The organism is Rhodococcus sp. AQ5-07 (genome assembly GCF_009707305.1).
Lineage (GTDB): Bacteria > Actinomycetota > Actinomycetes > Mycobacteriales > Mycobacteriaceae > Rhodococcus_F > Rhodococcus_F erythropolis.
Map to the genome: position 1 here is coordinate 3,727,148 of NZ_CP046099.1, position 17,217 is coordinate 3,744,364.

General features: G+C 62.2%; 15 protein-coding genes. 6 read left to right on the top strand and 9 right to left on the bottom strand.

The features are described 5' to 3' along the window. Positions 1 to 100: 100 nt before the first annotated feature. The 7 genes from GJB56_RS17230 to GJB56_RS17260 form a co-directional block, all read right to left on the bottom strand. A complete protein-coding gene (locus tag GJB56_RS17230) occupies positions 101 to 1,783 on the bottom strand; it encodes an FAD-dependent oxidoreductase (RefSeq protein ID WP_113682523.1) in 1,683 nt (560 codons plus the stop codon). Positions 1,784 to 1,864: 81 nt separating this feature from the next. Beyond that, positions 1,865 to 2,746, bottom strand: coding sequence for a hypothetical protein (locus GJB56_RS17235; RefSeq protein WP_113682524.1), 882 nt, complete (start codon positions 2,744 to 2,746; stop codon positions 1,865 to 1,867). 10 nt (positions 2,747 to 2,756) lie between these two features. After that, the gene (locus GJB56_RS17240) at positions 2,757 to 2,975 is read right to left on the bottom strand and encodes a dodecin (protein ID WP_003939815.1); all 219 of its coding nucleotides are present in this window, start codon (positions 2,973 to 2,975) and stop codon (positions 2,757 to 2,759) included. 15 nt (positions 2,976 to 2,990) lie between these two features. Continuing rightward, entirely contained in the window at positions 2,991 to 4,202 is a 1,212-nt protein-coding gene (locus tag GJB56_RS17245) for a serine hydrolase domain-containing protein (RefSeq protein WP_047889667.1), read from the bottom strand. A 109-nt stretch (positions 4,203 to 4,311) separates the two neighbouring features. Continuing rightward, positions 4,312 to 4,812 carry a DUF6764 family protein gene (locus GJB56_RS17250; RefSeq protein ID WP_019745223.1) on the bottom strand — a complete coding sequence of 167 codons (501 nt, stop codon included), beginning with the start codon at positions 4,810 to 4,812 and terminating at the stop codon, positions 4,312 to 4,314. A gap of 93 nt (positions 4,813 to 4,905) precedes the next feature. Next, complete coding sequence (gene ligD, locus GJB56_RS17255) at positions 4,906 to 5,946, bottom strand: non-homologous end-joining DNA ligase (protein ID WP_042952883.1); 1,041 nt, start codon at positions 5,944 to 5,946, stop codon at positions 4,906 to 4,908. Beyond that, positions 5,946 to 6,992 carry an ATP-dependent DNA ligase gene (locus tag GJB56_RS17260; protein ID WP_019745225.1) on the bottom strand — a complete coding sequence of 349 codons (1,047 nt, stop codon included), beginning with the start codon at positions 6,990 to 6,992 and terminating at the stop codon, positions 5,946 to 5,948. Before GJB56_RS17260 ends, ligD begins: the two co-directional genes overlap by 1 nt. A gap of 109 nt (positions 6,993 to 7,101) precedes the next feature. Here GJB56_RS17260 and lppU point away from each other — a divergent pair, with 109 nt between their 5' ends. Next, the gene (gene lppU, locus GJB56_RS17265; protein ID WP_019745226.1) at positions 7,102 to 7,719 is read left to right on the top strand and encodes an LppU family putative lipoprotein; all 618 of its coding nucleotides are present in this window, start codon (positions 7,102 to 7,104) and stop codon (positions 7,717 to 7,719) included. Between the two features lie 104 nt (positions 7,720 to 7,823). On the opposite strand, the gene GJB56_RS17270 is transcribed toward lppU, so the two are convergent. Both GJB56_RS17270 and GJB56_RS17275 read right to left on the bottom strand, forming a co-directional pair. After that, entirely contained in the window at positions 7,824 to 8,975 is a 1,152-nt protein-coding gene (locus tag GJB56_RS17270; protein WP_007731382.1) for a magnesium and cobalt transport protein CorA, read from the bottom strand. A gap of 302 nt (positions 8,976 to 9,277) precedes the next feature. Next, a complete protein-coding gene (locus GJB56_RS17275; protein ID WP_020970727.1) occupies positions 9,278 to 9,895 on the bottom strand; it encodes a TetR/AcrR family transcriptional regulator in 618 nt (205 codons plus the stop codon). A gap of 100 nt (positions 9,896 to 9,995) precedes the next feature. Here GJB56_RS17275 and GJB56_RS17280 point away from each other — a divergent pair, with 100 nt between their 5' ends. The 5 genes from GJB56_RS17280 (at position 9,996) to GJB56_RS17300 (ending at position 17,216) form a co-directional block, all read left to right on the top strand. Beyond that, positions 9,996 to 10,910: an SDR family NAD(P)-dependent oxidoreductase gene (locus GJB56_RS17280; RefSeq protein WP_113682525.1), complete on the top strand. Its 915-nt coding sequence runs from the start codon at positions 9,996 to 9,998 to the stop codon at positions 10,908 to 10,910. A gap of 49 nt (positions 10,911 to 10,959) precedes the next feature. Further along, the gene (locus GJB56_RS17285; protein WP_037120543.1) at positions 10,960 to 12,561 is read left to right on the top strand and encodes a PucR family transcriptional regulator; all 1,602 of its coding nucleotides are present in this window, start codon (positions 10,960 to 10,962) and stop codon (positions 12,559 to 12,561) included. Between the two features lie 144 nt (positions 12,562 to 12,705). Then, positions 12,706 to 14,310, top strand: coding sequence for an ABC transporter substrate-binding protein (locus GJB56_RS17290; RefSeq protein ID WP_084324841.1), 1,605 nt, complete (start codon positions 12,706 to 12,708; stop codon positions 14,308 to 14,310). A gap of 227 nt (positions 14,311 to 14,537) precedes the next feature. Further along, a complete protein-coding gene (locus GJB56_RS17295) occupies positions 14,538 to 16,142 on the top strand; it encodes an ABC transporter substrate-binding protein (RefSeq protein WP_113682526.1) in 1,605 nt (534 codons plus the stop codon). Positions 16,143 to 16,202: 60 nt separating this feature from the next. Beyond that, positions 16,203 to 17,216: an ABC transporter permease gene (locus GJB56_RS17300; RefSeq protein ID WP_019745232.1), complete on the top strand. Its 1,014-nt coding sequence runs from the start codon at positions 16,203 to 16,205 to the stop codon at positions 17,214 to 17,216. Position 17,217: the final 1 nt, after the last annotated feature.

Sequence of the window (17,217 nt, forward strand, 5' to 3'; positions counted from 1 at the left end):
TACACACCCGAGCACGCCAAAGAGAGCAAACCGCACATTTCCATAGTCATTAACACACAAATGCGGCAATCGAGCAATTCGGATGTTCGCCCAAACGTTGCTATCCCTCGCTGCGAGCAGCCGCCAACATCGATTCGATGGAGATGAGTTTGGTTCGCGGTCGACCGGCGGCGGCACCGGATGCTCGTTCTGCCTTGTCGATCCGCTGCCAACCTTGGTAGTCCACCTGATCCGGCGACCGATCTGCCAGCAGAACCTGCAACTTGTCAGCGTCCTCGGTCGGCGTGGCGAGGCGCCCACCAGCGAAGTCGTCGAAGATCATCGACACAGTCTCGGCGGAGCAGTACTTGTTGGTGCCGATTACGCCGGTCGGTCCGCGCTTGATCCAACCCGCGACGTAGACACCCGGGATCGGCGTGCCGGTGTGGGTGTCGATCACGCGACCGTTCTCGTTGGGGATCACGCCGCGAGCGTCGTCGAAGGGCAAGTCGGCCATCGGTGTACCGCGGTATCCGACCGACCGAAGCACCAGGGAGGTGTCGATCGTCTCCTCGGTTTCGGTAGGCCGGGCGGAGAGTTGACCGGTCGGCGTTGCCACCAACTCGTTTTTCACGATCCGCACCTGCGCGACTGCGTCGTCACCGAGGATCTCGACGGGCGAGGTGAGGAACCGGAGAACGATCCGCTTGCGGGAAGGATCTGCGGTACGGGAAGCAAATTCCTGCGCCTGCTTGACCTTGAGCAGCACGGACGGCTCCGCGGCATCGCTGTCCACGAACGCCTGACTGGCCTCGTCGAGTTCGGCTTCGATCGGGTCGACGACTACGTCCACGTTCGCCATCTGTCCGAGGGCCAACAGTTCGGGATTGGTGTACGCGGCCTGCGCCGGCCCGCGACGCCCGAGAATGACGACCTCACGAATCTTGCTGTTACGCAGCGCTTCCAATGCGTGCTCGGCGAGGTCCGTCTTCGCCAGCTGGTCAGGGTCGGTCACCAGGATGCGTGCGACGTCGAGTGCGACGTTGCCGTTTCCGACGATCACCGCTCGCTCGCCGGACAGATCGAAAGTCCGATCGGCATATCCCGGGTGCCCGTTGTACCAGGCGACGAACTCGGTGGCAGCATGACTTCCCGGCAGTTCCTCGCCGGGGATCTCGAGCTTGCGATCCCCGGCAGCGCCGACCGCGTAGATCACTGCGTGGTGATGGTCCAAGAGTTCCGAATGCGAGATGTGGGTACCCACCTCGACGTTGAAGTGGCAGCGCACGGTCTTTTTCGCGACCACGGCGCGGAACTGGTCGGTGACGCCTTTGGTTCCGGGATGATCCGGCGCCACGCCGGCGCGCACCAATCCGTAGGGAGTGGGAAGCCGATCGAACATGTCGACCTCGACGCGAGGCTTGCCGGTCAGTTCCATCGCCGCATAGCAGGCTGCGGGGCCGGAGCCGATGATCGCCACTTTCAGCGTTCCCAGTTCGGGATCGATCTTGGCCATCGTGATCGGCTCGGGCCAATCCGGGCCCATCGGATGCTTCTCGAAGTACGACGCGTTCATCTGCAGGTACGGCGCGTCGTCCTCGTCGAGTTCGTTGTCCGGGAAGATCGCCTCGACCGGGCACTCGTCCACACACGCACCACAATCGATGCAGGTGTCGGGATCGATGTAGAGCATTTCGGTGGTCGCGAACGGAGCTTCGTCCGGTGTCGGGTGAATGCAATTGACCGGACACACGTCAACACACGAGGCGTCGTTGCAGCACGGCTGCGTGATCACATACGCCATGACATTCCCCTATCCCTGAAACACGAAGCACGAACTGATTCCCAGACTATAACGTGTTCCAATTTGGCGCGAGAATCGTTTTCAGATCACCCCATTGCGCTTCAGCAGCCATACCGCCTGCACGGTGGCGTGACCTCGCCATTCCAACGCCGCGGCGGGCGAATAGCTGTCGAAATCCACCGCCCAACCGCCGTCGTCGTTTTGCCGTGCAGCGAGCGCGGACAGTTCGGAGTCGATCACCGCTGCATCGAACAACGCGCGGGTCGGACCGCCAGGAAGCGGTGAGAAATCGAGGGGCCGCATGAATTCGCCCTCGGCTCCCCCGTCCACGTGAACCAAGCCGTCAGCCGGGATACGCGAACCAAGAGTGCTCACCAACGACGACGCTTCGGGACTGTTCCGGTGAACCGCGTCGAGAAACTGCAAGGCAAAGGCGAGCTCGAGGGCATGCAGAGAATCCGCCCCGTCGATCGCGTCGAGGCAATATCGAACGGCAGAGGCGAACCACGGATGTTCGGCGACGGCCTCGTCGAATTCGGCAACGCGAGCCGCTGCAGCACACACGATGCTGGTGATCTGCAACGACGGCGCCGACGGATCCGCGCTCACCCAGAAGGGCGCACACCCGGCTGGGTCGGCAATCGGGAAGGCGAAGGGTAAACCGCCGCCTGCCAGCGAATTGGTCTGCAACCAGTCGCACAGTTCGACCGCTCTGGGCGTCGGCGTTCCGATGTCGGCAAAGGCTTCGAAGGCATGCAGCGCTCCGCCAGGTTGGCTGGTTGCCGAGCGAAGATCCGGTTCGAGTCCCCAGCCGTACCCACCGTCCGGGTTGCGATAACCGTCCACGGCCGCACAAGCCGCGGCCCGGTCACCCTGTCCAAGAATCAAATTCAGCCGATGCCGATCGAGAGTCCTGGCATGTCCCGCCATGAACCCGACGGCTGCCGCGAGATCAACACTCATGAAGAACGGTTCAGGATTCGTCGCCGTCGAGCCGGAAGCCGACCTTCAACGTGACCTGGAAATGCGCTACGGCGCCGTTCTCGATGTGGCCGCGAGTTTCCACCACCTCGAACCATTCGAGGTTGCGCACCGTCTCGTTCGCCCGGGCGATGGCGGTGCGAATTGCCGCGTCACTGCTCTCGGTGGACGAGCCGACGATCTCGGTCACCCGGTACACGTTGCTGCTCATGGCATTCCCTTCGTGTCAGATTCGACGAACCAACTCCTGCGCCTCGGCGCCGAGCCTCGCAAGGCGAAGATCACCGAGAGCTGTCACAGCACTACCCAACCTGTTGGTGGTGAAACCGAGCGAGAGTCCGCTGGACAGGTCCGCATACGCGCCTGAACCGCCGACTCCGTAGTGGCCTATCGCATTCCGCGGCTGCCGCCGCGCGGCAATGATCGGCGGGTGGTAACCGAGAGTCCAGTTGGGCCGCACCGCCAGCACGTAATCCCGATCGCGAGTCTGGATGGTCGACATCTGGTCGATGGTCGATTCCTTCAGGAACCGCTTCCCGTCGATCACGCCGCCGTTCGCGATGGCGCCGTACATCTTCGCGAGAGCACGCGCGCTGAACACTCCGTTCCAGCCCGGCATGACGGCGTCGTGGACAGCCGGGTTGCGCACCATGACGTCGAAACCGTCCGGCATCGCGGCCTCCGCGAGTCCGCGAGTCGGACCGACGTGTGAGAGCACGGTAGACGCGAAGGCCCAGTTCAAGCCCGCAGGGTTGATATGTGGGAACAGCTTCGCGATCCGTGGGCGCTCGGTTTCGGGTACGCGGTACCAGAATTCGTCGACTCCGAGGGGCTTCGCTATCTCCGCTTGTACGACGTCGATGAACGGCTGACCGGACACCCTGGCCACAAGTTCGGCTACCAACCAGCCGTAGGTCACAGCGTGATAGCCGGGGCCTCGAAGCCGACGCGGATCCGGCTTCTCGGCAGCCAGGGCGGCAACGACCGCGTCGTAGTCCATCAGGTCGAGGGGATGCGGCATCAGGCCGCGAACGCGGTGAAGGCCCGCGCGATGTGACATCAGTTCCCGGACGGTGATCTTGTCCTTGCCGGCCCCTGAGAATTCGGGCCAGTACTGAGCAACCGGAGCGTCGTAGTCGATCAGCCCGCGTTCGGCGAGTCGATGAACGACGGTGCTGGCCACGCCCTTGCCGGTCGAGAAGGAAAGCGACACCGTGTCGTGGTCCCAGCGCCTGTCGCGGTCGGCATTGCCGGCCCAGATGTCGAGAACTTTCTCGCCGCCCAGGTACACGACCAGCGCGCCGCCGCCTTGTTGCGGTTGGCGATACATCGCGAAGAAGCGGTCGGCCAAGGGAAGGAATCGCCGGTCCACATACAGCTCGGTGCGCGAAGGCACCTCCACCCGGGCGAGCGAACCCCGTCGTGCATTGGGAGCCATCGCGTCCTCCGATCCCCGCTGATTCAAGTTGTCCGGTCACCGGATCGGTGGCAGGAGCTTGACACCATTGTGACCACTGTCACGCAAGAGGCTCAGGACCGGGGTGCACTCACGGGGTGACCCACGTCGAAGTGCCGTCGCTGACACATCCCTGACCTGTGGCAAGGTTGAAAACAAGGGTGGGACCACCCGAGCAGATCGCCCCGACGTCCGCGTCACCCACCGCCGCTCTGCCGCCAGGTCCGCTGAGCACCACGGCAAAGGGTGAGGAGTCTGTGCGACCGAGTGCGAGCGAACCCGGGCCGTACGCAACGGCGGCAAGCAGCCCACCGCGCGACTCCGCTGCAGCAACGCCGCCGAAGAGTCCGACGCCCGCCGACCGGCCACCGTCTCGCGAATCGGCGACGCCGACGCCATCGCCCTCCACGTGTGAAATCGCGTAACTGGAGGGATCTGCCACCGCTCGGCATGCGGATGACCCGTCGACGATCGTCTGATCTTGGCCGCGCGCCGAACAATCCAACGTCGCGGCCGACGCTGTTCCGCTACCGAGTGACAATCCGAAGGCGGCAAGAATCACGCCACCCGCCGCTAAGCCTGCTGCTCGCATTTTCCGGCGATCCATATCCAACCCCCACAGTGCATTCGACGTGACCGTACATTCGACGTCTAATCGAATTACCCGATATGTCCGCCTCTGACGCTACCCGTCTTTGTTCTTCCGATCGCGGTCCTTGCTCGGTTGAACTCGTTTGGGTTCACCGGGCATTTTGGGATAGTTCGGCGGGTACGGCAGATCGCCAAGTCCCGCCACCAGATCCTTCTCCCACATCTCCAACAGAACGTCGAGGGCAAAGGCCTTGTCGTGCATCGCTTCCATCGGATCACCACGATCGGCGAGCAAGCCGGGAACCGTGGCGATGGTGCAGTCGTCTGGATGCACGTCCCGCAGTTCGTCCCAGGTCACCGGCGTGGACACAGTTGCGATCGGCGTCTTACGAGCCGAATACGCCGCCGCGATCGTCCGGTCTCGGGCATTCTGATTGAAGTCGATGAAGATCCGTTCACCCCGCTCTTCCTTCCACCACGCGGTTGTGGCGCGATCGGCACTACGCCGTTCGACTTCACGGGCGAGGGCGATACCCGCGTGGCGGACCTCGACAAAATCCCAGCGCGCCTCGAGCGGGATGTAGACGTGAAGGCCTCGGCCACCGGACGTCTTGGGAAATCCTTCCAATCCCAACTCGGCGAGCAGAGGGCGAAGGACCTCGTCCGCGATGGCAACGGCCTCGTCGAACCCGGTCCCCGGTTGCGGATCGAGATCGATGCGGAGTTCGTCGGGGTGGTCGGTGTCCGGGCACCGCACGGCCCAGGGATGAAACGTGACAGTCCCGAGATTGGCGGCCCACACGATGTTCGCAGCACTTCGCACTCGAAGGACGTCAGCCTTGCGACCCGACGGGAACGTGACCTCGCAGGATTCGACGTGCTCGGGCCGCTTTGCCGGCAGCCGCTTCTGGTAAACCTCTTCGCCCTCGATGCCGTCGGGGAATCGCTGAAGATGCGTTGGCCGATCTTGGAGCGCCCGCAACGCTGCACCCTGCAGCGCCACCGTTCGGTAGTACTCGACAAGATGCCGTTTGGTTCCGCCGTCCTCACCCAACTGCGGATAGTAGATCTTGTCCGGGCTCGACAACCGGACCGCGATCCCGTCGACGTCCAGTTCCTCTGCGGGACTCGCCATCACTTACCACCTGCAAGAACATCCGCGAAGTCGTATCGCACCGGAACCTCCAACTGATCGAAAGTGCATTCGTCGGGCACCCTGTCCGGACGCCAGCGCAGGAACCGTGCGGCGTGCCGAAAGCGTTCCCCTTCCATCTGGTCGTACGCCACTTCCAGCACCCGCTCAGGACGAAGCGGAATCCAGGAGCGGTCTGCGGCCGATCTCCACCGGCTGGCCTCTCCCTCTGCCACAACGTCGTCCCCGAGGCGCAAAGGTTCGAGTTCGGCCAACAACTCGATCCGCCGCGCCGCGGTGAAAGCCGAAGCGCCACCGATCATCTTCAATTCGGAACCGTCGAACAGACCCAGAAGCATCGACCCGATACCCGGCTGGCTCTTGTGTGGACGGTAGCCCAGCAGTACGACATCCGCGGTCCTGGCGTGTTTCACCTTGATCATCTCGCGTTTGTTCGGCAGGTACGGTCCCGCCAGCTTCTTGGCGACAACCCCATCGAGGCCCGCGCCTTCGAAGGTTTCGAACCAGGCCATTGCTTCGGCGCTGTCGGCCGTCGCTGCCGTGACGTGGCAACTCGGCCCGCCACCGACGCAATCGAGGAGCAACGCACGTCGCACACCGAAGTCCTCGATCGAGACGTCGCGATCCCCGAGCGCCAGTAAATCGAACCCGACAAATTGCGCGGGCGTCTGTTCCGACAACAATGCGACGCGGCTCGCGGCGGGGTGAATCCGCTCGGAGAGCGCTTCCCAACTCAGGCGCGTCACACCGTCGATCTCACGGGGAACCACCAGTTCTCCGTCCACCACACATTTTTCGGGCAATTCAGACTTGACGGCTTCCACCGCCTCGGGAAAGTACCGCGCCAAGTCCTTTCCTCCTCGCGACCCGAGCACCACTTCGTCACCGTCACGAAAGATGATTGCTCGAAATCCGTCCCATTTCGGCTCGTACGACCACGTCGGGTCACCGGACTCGGGCTGAGGCGGCACAGTGGCCGCAGCCTTCGCGAGCATCGGGGCAAGCGGCGGCATCAGGGGTAGCTCCACCTACCCATACTGACAGTCCGGTTGGCAATTCGACTACCGATGTATTGGAATAGGTCCCGAACAATCTACGAACCAACAGAATTATCCAAGAATCAACAAAGGGGTCCTTATGTCCGGAATCGTCCGGCGACTTTGCACTGCGGTGATCGCAACTTCTGCAATCGCCGCCTTCACCGTCGGTTGCGGTTCCGACATCGAGCCGAAAGCCATTGCGGAATCATCTTCCTCGGTTGCCGATTCGACCACTACGTCCGCAGCCCCGACCACCTCGAAGATCACCGGCCAGGAGGGTTCGGACGACGGCGGCGACGTCGACATCGACGTGTCGATCGGTGATTGCGTCAAGCTCGGCGGTACCACGACGGCCGCGGAAATCGACAACGCGGACTGCGGTAGCAAGGATTCCAACTACAAGGTGGTCGCCAAGGTTCCCACCTCTGATCAGTGTGCCTCCGATGTCGACTCGTACTACTACGAGACCCTCGCGGGTGACGAGCAGGGCGCTGTCTGTCTCGACGTCGACTGGGTAGTCGGCGGATGCATGGACCTCGGCAGCGGAATGGACGAGCCCGCCCGCATCGAATGCTCGGATACCAGCGGCACCAATGTAGTCGAGGTCGTCGAAATCCTGCAGAACTCCACGTCGATCGACGAATGCGGTTCGGGGGCAGACTCGGGATTCGAGCACCCGGAACGTAAGTTCACGGTCTGCGTCGCAACGCTCTGATTCGAGCGCCCTCCCGAAAAACACCTGTGCGCCTTGCCAACCGATCTCGGTTGGCAAGGCGCACAGCGCTTTCTACAGCCAGTGCCTTCTACAACCAGCGCTTTCTACAACCAGCCCCGACGTTTGAAGATCGTGTAGAGACTTCCACACGTCAAGAACATCATCGAGAGCGCAAACGGATAGCCCAAGTGCCAGTGCAGTTCCGGCATGTCGTCGAAGTTCATTCCGTACACGGTTCCGATAAGCGTCGGCGCGAAGAGAATTGCCGCCCACGCCGAGACCTTCTTGATCTCCTCGTTCTGCGCGTAGCTCGCCTGCGTCAGATTGCGCATCTCCTCGTTCTGGTTCTGCGACACCAGAGTTGCGTTCACCGTGAGGATGTTTCCGAGCAACTGACGAAAGCCGTCGGCCCGCTCCACCACAGTCGTCGCATGGTCGGTGACGTCGCGGAGGTAACGCTGGAGTTCCTCGTCCGTGTGGTACTTGTCGAACCCCGCCGACAACCCACGCAGCATTCCCAGCAGCGGACGCGTCGCCCGCTGGAATTCGATCACCTCACGGGTCAGTTCGTAGATGCGACGCGAAACTCCGGGATCGCCACTGAACACTTCGGTTTCGATCTCGTCGATGTCGTTCTGCAGGCCGGCCACCACCGGGGCGTACCCGTCGACGACTGCGTCGAGAATGGCGTAGAGAACGGCCTCGGTACCCAACCGCAACAGGTCAGGATCGTTCTCCATGCGAGTCCGCACCGCCGAGAGATCCGGCGATTCACTGTGACGGACGGTCAGAATGAAGTTCGGACCACAGAAGATGTGCAACTCGCCGAATTCGACCCGCTCGGTCTCGTCGCGGTACCGCGCAGCACGCAGGACCACGAACAGTGTCTTGCCGTAGCGCTCGAGCTTGGGACGCTGGTGCGCGACAATCGCATCCTCGACCGCCAGTTCGTGGAGGTCGAAATGTTGTGCAGCGGCATACAACTGGGCGTCGTCGGGCCGGTACATGCCGATCCACGCCATCGACTGCGAATCCGGAAGGCATGACAGCGCTTCCGCCAGCGTGGACGGCGACGCTATCCGCTCGCCGTCGCGGTACACGCCACTGTTGACGACGGTCGATTCGACGGGCGCCACCGCCTCGGGCGGGGCAGCCTTGACGACGGTGCGTGCGGCACGCGAGTGCCCGGGATGTGAGTCACCGAGACCCGCGGAACGACGTGGCAGTACCGAACGTGAACGACGAAATTCGCGCATGCTGAACAGCTTTCGAGGGAAGAGTGAACGACGACGCTTGCTTCACAGCAAAGCCGAAGCCGATGAACACACGATGAAGCTGCAGCAAAATACCGGAACAACCCGGGCGGCTACAGCTTCAGTTGGTACTCGGAGGTTGGCCACGCATTACAGCCACACCTCCTCTTCCCTGAATTCCTACGCAAGTCCGCGCACGACGCCAACATGCTACCCCGACTGTCAGAGCGGGACAAACCGAACGACAAGCCGCAGGACAGCACGAACCGGTCGGAGGAAACCCGCTCGACGAATGCAGCTTTCAGTCAGTTCGCAGCGCGCAATCCGCCGATCAAGAGTTCGACGATCTGGTCCGCCAACGACTCCGTCTCCGCCAAAGTCTGCCCTTCACGCCTTCGGTACCAGAGGTCGATGCCGTTGAGACTGCTGAGGAGTACTTTTGCCGCCATTCGCGGCGAGCTCGCACGAATGGAACCATCCGCGACACCTTCGGTCATCACGTCGACGAACAGATTCTCGTAGTCGAGTCGCAGCGAATTCAGTTCCACGAGGACTTGCTGTTGCCTCGGCTTGAGCGCGGAGTTCATCTGGCCCCGGACACCTTGGTGGATCGTGTGGTGGTACCCGAGATGTGTCATGAGATTGACCAGGTGGGCGTGCGACATCGCTTCGAGACGCGCGAGGCCGCTGTCTGCCCCGTCGATCCGAGACTCGACCTCGGCGCGGAGCAGGCTCATCCCGCGCTCGTAGATTGCCAGGTAGATGTCGAACTTCGAACGAAAGTGGTAGTAGACAAGACCTTTGGTGGCCCCGATTCGATCGGCCAGCAAATCCATGGTCGTGGCCGCGTAACCGTCTTCGGCAAAGGCGTCGGCGGCGCTGGTGATGATCGCGGATCGCACGTCCGGAAGATCACTACTCATTCGACTTCCACTCCCATTCGCACTGCCTGCCGGCCCTTGACTGTTTCCACGCTATCGCATAGTAATACTGAGTAGTATCCCAGATCAGAGAGGTTTTCCAATGTCGTTGGATTTTTCCGGCAAGGTAGCGATCATCACAGGCGCAGGCGGCGGACTCGGCCGTTCACATGCATTGGCCCTCGCCGCACGCGGCGCACGCGTCGTCGTCAACGACATGGGTGGCTCGGTCAACGGCAGTGGCGGCGCTGATACCGCAGCAGCGAAGGTAGTGGCGGAAATCGTCGAGCTGGGTGGCGAGGCCATCGCGGACCACTGCGACATCACCGACGTCGACGCCGTCGCCGCCATGGTCGCGACGGCCGTGGACAAGTGGGGCCGCGTGGACATCCTGATCAACAACGCCGGAATCCTGCGCGACAAGTCCTTCATCAAGGCCGAGCTCGACGACTTCCGCAAAGTCATCGACGTGCATCTGATCGGTTCCGTCATCTGTTCCAAGGCAGTCTGGCCGCACATGGTCGAACAGAACTACGGACGCATCCTCATGACTACGTCGGCATCGGGAATTTACGGCAACTTCGGCCAGGCAAACTACGGCGCCGCGAAGTCCGGCGTCGTCGGCCTGATGAACGTTCTCGCCATCGAGGGCGAACGCAAGGGCATCCGCGTCAACTCGCTGGCCCCGACCGCCGCGACCCGCATGACCGAAGACCTCCTCGACGAGAAGACTCTCGCTCTGCTTGCACCCGAATCGATTTCACCTGGCGCACTGTTCATGGTCTCCGATGACGCACCGACCAAGACCATCCTCAGCGCCGGTGCCGGTGTCTTCGCGATCGCTCGCATGGAAGAGTCGCAGGGCGTGTACATCCCCGAAGGCGCACTCTCCCCTGAGGTCGTCGCCGAACGGTGGTCCGAGATCAGTGACATGACCAATTCCGTCCAGGTGCCCGCGGCGTTCGATCAGACCCGCCGGTTCGTCGAGAAAGCTGTAGCCGAGCAGCCGGCCAACTGAGCTGGGCAACCAGCCGACTGATCGATCCTGCTCCCCCTAAGGTGTGGTGGTGACCACACCAACGGGAGTTTCGATCGTCGACATCGTCGACAGACTGGGAATGACGTTCCTCAGCGGAGGCGACACCGTCGACGACGCCCGCACTGTCAGCCGAGTGACCCTGCACGAAGGGTCCGGAGTCACGCAAGGCAGTGCGGGCGCCGTCGTGCTCGGCGCAGGACTGGCCGAGTCGGCCGACATTGCCACTGCAGTAAAAGAATACGGTTCGGCCGGAGCCGTCGCGCTGATCGTCAGGGAGCCATTGGCCGTCGACGAAAGCGTCGCACGGGCGGTCGCCGAAGCCGATATCGCACTACTTGGAATGGTCAAGGATGCAAGCTGGCTGCAAAGTGCGTCGCTGATCAACGAGATCCTCGAATCCGGCAACAACGGGGACCGCACGTCCGCCGCCGACGCCGACCTGTTCGATCTTGCCAACTCGATCGCTCAGGTATTGAACGGCCCGGTCACCATCGAGAATCAGTCGAGCCGGATCCTCGCGTTTTCGGCGGATCAAGCCTTCGGTGACGAGGCACGTAAGCAGAGCGTCCTCGGACATCAAGTGCCGCAGCACTATTCCGACCGGCTCAGGTCAATGGGGTACTTCAACAAGATCTACGGCTCTACCCTGCCGGTATTTCTACCGGGTATCGGGCCGGGCATCAGGCCCCGGGTCGGCATGCGAATACATGCGGCATCCCAGATCCTCGGTTCGATCTGGGTGATCTTGGACGAGGAGCCGAACGAATTGCAGGTCAAAACGCTCGTCGAGGCGGCGGGCGTAGCCGCGATGAGTTTGCTTCGCGCCAAGCTGGCCGCCGATTCCGCACGACGGCTGAGGTTGGGCGAGGTGATCACGCTACTGAGTGGCGGCACTTCGGCCAAGGAAGCGGCCGAGAGACTGGGCTACGGCCGCTCGAAAGCAAACGTACTTGCGGCCGGCTTCCGTAGCGGCGCCGGCGCATCGTTGGAGGCCGAAGCCGACGTCGATCAACTGGCCCTGACACTCAATACCTATCTCGACCAAGTATTTCCGTTGTCGGTGGCGGCAGCGATCGGCGGCACCGTCTACGCCGTCATCCCACACACCCGGCACCAGACCGACGACGACTACGTGCGTAGGATCGCGTCGGAGTTCGCAGACCGTTCCCGTTCGGAAAAGTCGGTGGTCATCGGAATCGGTGCGACAGTGGCCGACGTGATGACGCTGGAGAAGTCACGCGACGAAGCCGACCGAGCGCTTCGCGTTCTGAGGTCGACGTGGAATTCCTCGGGCCGGACCGTCGCGCGCGCCGACGACGTGCAGATCAATTCCCTACTTCTGCGCCTCTCCGACGCTCTGGCGGACGAGAACGAGACCGCGTCGGGTCCGCTCGCGGTACTGCGTGAGTACGACCGCACTCACGACATCAACCTCGTGGACACCCTTCGAGCCTGGCTCGACACGTTCGGCGACATTCCGGCGGCTGCGTCGTTGGTTCACATCCACGTCAACACGTTTCGGTACCGCCTCAAGAAACTTGCCGGGATTGCCGGAATCGATCTCGATGATCCGGAAACTCGATTCAGCCTGATGCTCCAGCTTCGTCTCTTCTATCCGACAGCGTTGTAGCGATCTACCAAGTCTCACGAAACATTCGTAAATCCGGACGATGTTCTCCTCCTTTTGTTGGGTGAGGATTCAAGCAATCGTTTTTTGCTCCTGACCCGACAGACCTCGCGTCACTCGGGCGGGACTACACCTTCCGGAGGCACCATGAAACAACGGTCCTACGCACTGCTGGCTGCGGCAACTGGCACCGTTCTTGCCCTGACCGCGTGCTCATCGGGTGGCTCGTCGGGTTCGGGTTCGGGCGGGGGTGAACCCGTCACGGACGGCACCTTCAAATTGGCTCTCGTGGCCGACCCCGGCGCTCTGAATCCGCTGATGACGGCCGCATCGCCGGCGCACCAGCTGGCGCGTCTGAGCTACGACTATCTGCTCCACCCGGATCCCGATACCGGTGTCACCAAGCCATGGCTCGCCGAGAAATGGGAAGAGACAACCACTTCCGCGTCCTTCACCATTCGCGACGGCGTCACCTGTACCGACGGATCCGCTCTGACTGCCCAGACTGTCGCCGACAACGTCAACTTCATCACCAATGCAGCAAACAAATCTGCTCTCCGCGGGGTGTACGCACCGGCAACTGCGAGCGCCACCGCCGACCCGGCGACACGGACAGTGACGGTCACGACTCCGGAGCCCTCTCCGTTCCTGCTTCTCAACCTGGCGCGAATACCGATCATGTGCGAGGCCGGGTTGAAGGATCCGACGGCGGCAAACAAGACGACCTTCGGGTCGGGCATGTTCCAGATGACAGAGGCAGTCGCGAACGATCATTACTCCTACGTTCGGCGCGACGGCTACAACTGGGGACCGGACGGCACCACCTCGGATACGGCCGGAGTACCCAAGAATGTCGTCGCGTCCATCATCACGAACAACAGCACAGCGGCCAACCAGGTGTTGTCCGGTGATCTGAATGCCGCAGCAGTTTCGGGCCCCGACCAGGATCGCATGAACGCCGCGAACCTGGATACCGTCAAGCAGCCCGCTCCGGCGGGCGAGATGTTCTTCAACCACAGTCCCGGCAATCCGACGAGCGATCCTGCCGTCCGCAAGGCTCTGGTCCAGGCTCTCAATCTCGACGACCTCGCCGAGATCTTCACGGCCGGTCGCGGAACCAGATCGACCACGATGGTGTCCATCGAACCGCGGGCCTGCATCTACGACTCTGTCGCCGGAAACCTGCCGGAATTCGACACCAGTGCAGCCGCAGCAACTCTCGAGTCTGCGGGCTGGAAGGTCGGCGCGGACGGTAAGCGCAGCAAGGACGGCACACCGCTCCGAATTCGGATGGTCTACGAGACGTTCGGTGACGCGACCGATGCTGCCGCCGACGTCGCGGTCAACGCGTGGAACGACCTGGGCGCCACCATTGAACTCACCAGCGGCGACTCGAACAAGATTCTCGATGTAGCACTCAGCGGCAAGGACAACACGGCGTGGGATGTTGTGTGGGAGCCGATCAACGTCGCGCTGCCCAGCATGCTGGTCCCCTTCCTCTCCGGTCCTGTGCCCGCTGCGGGAATGAATTTTGCGTCGATCTCCAACCCTGCCTACGACGCAGCCGTCACCAAGGCTTCCGGGCTGACGGGCGAGGACGCTTGTGCCGCTTGGGCAGACGCTGAGTCCGAGATCATCAAAGCAAACTCGGCGGTACCTTTTGCCGACAAGATCACGACTCTCTACTTCAACAATGCGGGTCTTGCATTCGGCCGCAATTTCATCGGTTCAGCCCTGCGCCTGTACCAGTAGACCGCCGGTAGCGACCGGGGAAATCGTCGTGTTTCGCAGGTCGCTGTCGGTATACGGACAGGTATTCACCGATCCAGGCGGTTTTCGTGGGAGCGGACGAAAATCGACTCGATTTTCGTGAGGATCGACAGAGATGCGCGTCACGTCATGCGCCAAGATTTAGCAGTCAACACTCAATCGCGCCCTCACGTTTTTCGCTCGGGCCCCAGCTCCATCCCGGAGGCACCATGAAACACCGCTCCTATCCAACACTTGCGGCAGCCGCAGGGCTCACGCTTGTGTTGTCTGCTTGTGGCTCGGGAGGCACGTCCTCGGGCGCCAGTGGCGGTGAACCGGCCACGGACGGGACCTTCCGGTTCGCGATGCAGGCCGATCCGGGCGCACTCAACCCGATCATGGCGGCGTCCTCGGCAACTGGCGAGATGTCGAAGTTAGCGTACGACTACCTGATCTACCAGGACCCCGATACCAGTGAAATCAAACCGTGGTTGGCAGAGAAGTGGGAGGAGACCCCTACCTCGGCGTCCTTCACCATCCGCGAAGGTGTGACCTGTACCGACGGATCAACACTGACCCCGCAGACCGTTGCCGACAACATCAATTTCGTGGCCAACCCGGACAACGGTTCACAGTTGCGCGGCCAGACCGTGCCGACTGGCGCGACTGCAACCGCCGATCCGGCAACGCGCATTGTCACGGTGACCACTGCGGCGCCGAGCCCGTTCCTTCTTCTGAACGTCGGCGCCCGTCTGGCGATCATGTGTGACGCCGGGCTCAAGGACCCGACCGCTTCGAACAAGAAGTCTCTCGGTACCGGCATGTTCGAACTCACCGAAGTTGTCCCCAACGACCACTACACGTTCCAGCGTCGTGAGGGTTACAACTGGGGCCCGGACGGAACCACCTCCGACACCCCCGGTGTCCCCAAGACCGTCGTCGCCGCCATGGCACCCAATGTCAGCACCGCCGCAAATCAGCTTCTCTCGGGTGAGCTCAATGCCGCCCCGATCGCCGGGCCGGACAAGGACCGCGTCGACGCCGCCAACCTGGACTCAGTCCTGAGGCCGAATCCCGCCGGTCAGATGTACTTCAATCAGATCGCGAGCAATCCCACCAGTGATCCCGCAGTGCGTAAGGCACTGATCCAAGCAGTCAATCTCGACGACCTCACCCAGGTCATCACTGCAGGGCGCGGTGTCCGGGCCACCAGTCTCGTCGGCGTCGAACCGCGCGCCTGTGTCTACGACTCTGTCGCAGGCAACATTCCGGACTTCGACCTCACAGCTGCAAAGGCAACACTGGACGCTGCGGGTTGGACCGCCGGTTCTGACGGCAAGCGAAGCAAGGACGGAAAGCCGCTGAACCTTCGCCTCGTGTACGACGGCACCGACGATCCGCGCAATGCAGCAGCAGAACTCGCTCAGTCGGCGTGGTCCGAACTCGGTGCAAACGTCGAGGTGACCGGGGGCGACTCGAACAAGATCATCGACGTCATCCTCAGCGGTAAGGACAACACTGCCTGGGACATCGCCTGGGTCCAGATCAACACTCCGCTCCCCAGCACCTTCGCCGCGTACTTCGCCGGGCCGGTTCCCGCAGCAGGCAAGAACTTCGCGTCGATCAGCAACCCCGCCTACGAAGCAGCAGCCACCAAGGCTTCCGGTCTGACCGGTAGCGACGCTTGTGACGCCTGGGCCGACGCCGAGTCGGAGATCACCAAGACGATCTCGGCCGTGCCCTTCGCAGATTCCGTCATGAACGTGTACTTCAACAAGGCCGGACTCGCATTCGGTAAGTCCTACACCGGTTCTGCGTTGCGTCTGTACCAGTAGGCAGCATCCCGCACTGAAGATCTTCCCGCCCCAGCATCCCGCCCTCCGGAAAGACAGCCCATGAGTCAAACTATTGAAGCCGCGAAACCAGAAGCGGCGCCTCAGGCTCGAGCAAAGTGGCTCGAGTCCGACAGCTGGCCCGCATATCTTCTGCGTCGTTTCGGCACCTTCGTGATTTCACTCTGGGCGCTGGTGACTGCGGCGTTCCTGATGCTCCAACTGATTCCGGGCGACCCGGTTCGGTTGGCTCTGGGAATGAACGCACCGGTCGAACTGGTCGAGACAACGAGGTCTCAGCTCGGTTACGACCTTCCCTTGTGGCAGCAGTACTTCCGATTCGTCGGCGGGTTGCTGAGTGGGAATCCCGGTGACTCGATCACCTTGAGGACTCCGGTCTTCGAGGTGATCGCGTCCCGCCTCCCTGCAACACTCGAACTGGCTGTACTCACAGTCGTCACGGTGCTGCTACTGGGCATTCCGATCGGCCTCATCTTCGCTGCACTGACCCGCAACGGTCGACGACGCGGAGTCGAGATCGGTTACACCGCAACGTCAGGCACTATCGCCGTGATCCCCGAGTTCATGTTCGGTACGGCGCTGGTCTACCTCTTTGCCGTCACGTTCCCGGTACTGCCCGTCGCCGGCCGAGGTGGACCGGAAAGCTACATCCTCCCGGTCGCGGCCATGTCGATCGGTGCCATCGCCTCGATGTCGCGCATCGTCCGTGCAGAGGCACTCGGTGTGTTGGACATGGACTACATCCGTACGGCGCGCGCCAAGCGAATGCCCGTGGCAAGAATCTACTTCCGTCATGCAATGCCCAACCTCATGACGTCGACGCTGACGCTCGCCGGACTCCTCCTGGGTGGTCTGATTGCCGGCACCGTGCTCATCGAGAGCATCTTCGCCTGGCCCGGTATGGGCATGGCGCTGGTCAAATCCATCACCGAGAAGGACTACCCGCTCGCCCAGACACTGGTCGTGATCTACGGCGCCATCGTCCTTCTCATCAATTTCATCGTCGACGTGGTGCTCGCTCTCATCGACCCACGATCCACAATTCGGGAGAACTGAG

What these genes read in the sequence shown, in the direction of transcription:
- lppU (WP_019745226.1), top strand. Translation starts at nt 7,102, where the DNA reads ATGTCCGGAATCGTCCGGCGACTTTGCACTGCGGTGATCGCAACTTCT.
- GJB56_RS17250 (WP_019745223.1), bottom strand. Translation starts at nt 4,812, where the DNA reads ATGCGAGCAGCAGGCTTAGCGGCGGGTGGCGTGATTCTTGCCGCCTTC.
- GJB56_RS17280 (WP_113682525.1), top strand. Translation starts at nt 9,996, where the DNA reads ATGTCGTTGGATTTTTCCGGCAAGGTAGCGATCATCACAGGCGCAGGC.
- GJB56_RS17275 (WP_020970727.1), bottom strand. Translation starts at nt 9,895, where the DNA reads ATGAGTAGTGATCTTCCGGACGTGCGATCCGCGATCATCACCAGCGCC.
- GJB56_RS17295 (WP_113682526.1), top strand. Translation starts at nt 14,538, where the DNA reads ATGAAACACCGCTCCTATCCAACACTTGCGGCAGCCGCAGGGCTCACG.
- GJB56_RS17270 (WP_007731382.1), bottom strand. Translation starts at nt 8,975, where the DNA reads ATGCGCGAATTTCGTCGTTCACGTTCGGTACTGCCACGTCGTTCCGCG.
- GJB56_RS17240 (WP_003939815.1), bottom strand. Translation starts at nt 2,975, where the DNA reads ATGAGCAGCAACGTGTACCGGGTGACCGAGATCGTCGGCTCGTCCACC.
- GJB56_RS17300 (WP_019745232.1), top strand. Translation starts at nt 16,203, where the DNA reads ATGAGTCAAACTATTGAAGCCGCGAAACCAGAAGCGGCGCCTCAGGCT.
- ligD (WP_042952883.1), bottom strand. Translation starts at nt 5,946, where the DNA reads ATGGCGAGTCCCGCAGAGGAACTGGACGTCGACGGGATCGCGGTCCGG.
- GJB56_RS17230 (WP_113682523.1), bottom strand. Translation starts at nt 1,783, where the DNA reads ATGGCGTATGTGATCACGCAGCCGTGCTGCAACGACGCCTCGTGTGTT.
- GJB56_RS17235 (WP_113682524.1), bottom strand. Translation starts at nt 2,746, where the DNA reads ATGAGTGTTGATCTCGCGGCAGCCGTCGGGTTCATGGCGGGACATGCC.
- GJB56_RS17245 (WP_047889667.1), bottom strand. Translation starts at nt 4,202, where the DNA reads ATGGCTCCCAATGCACGACGGGGTTCGCTCGCCCGGGTGGAGGTGCCT.
- GJB56_RS17290 (WP_084324841.1), top strand. Translation starts at nt 12,706, where the DNA reads ATGAAACAACGGTCCTACGCACTGCTGGCTGCGGCAACTGGCACCGTT.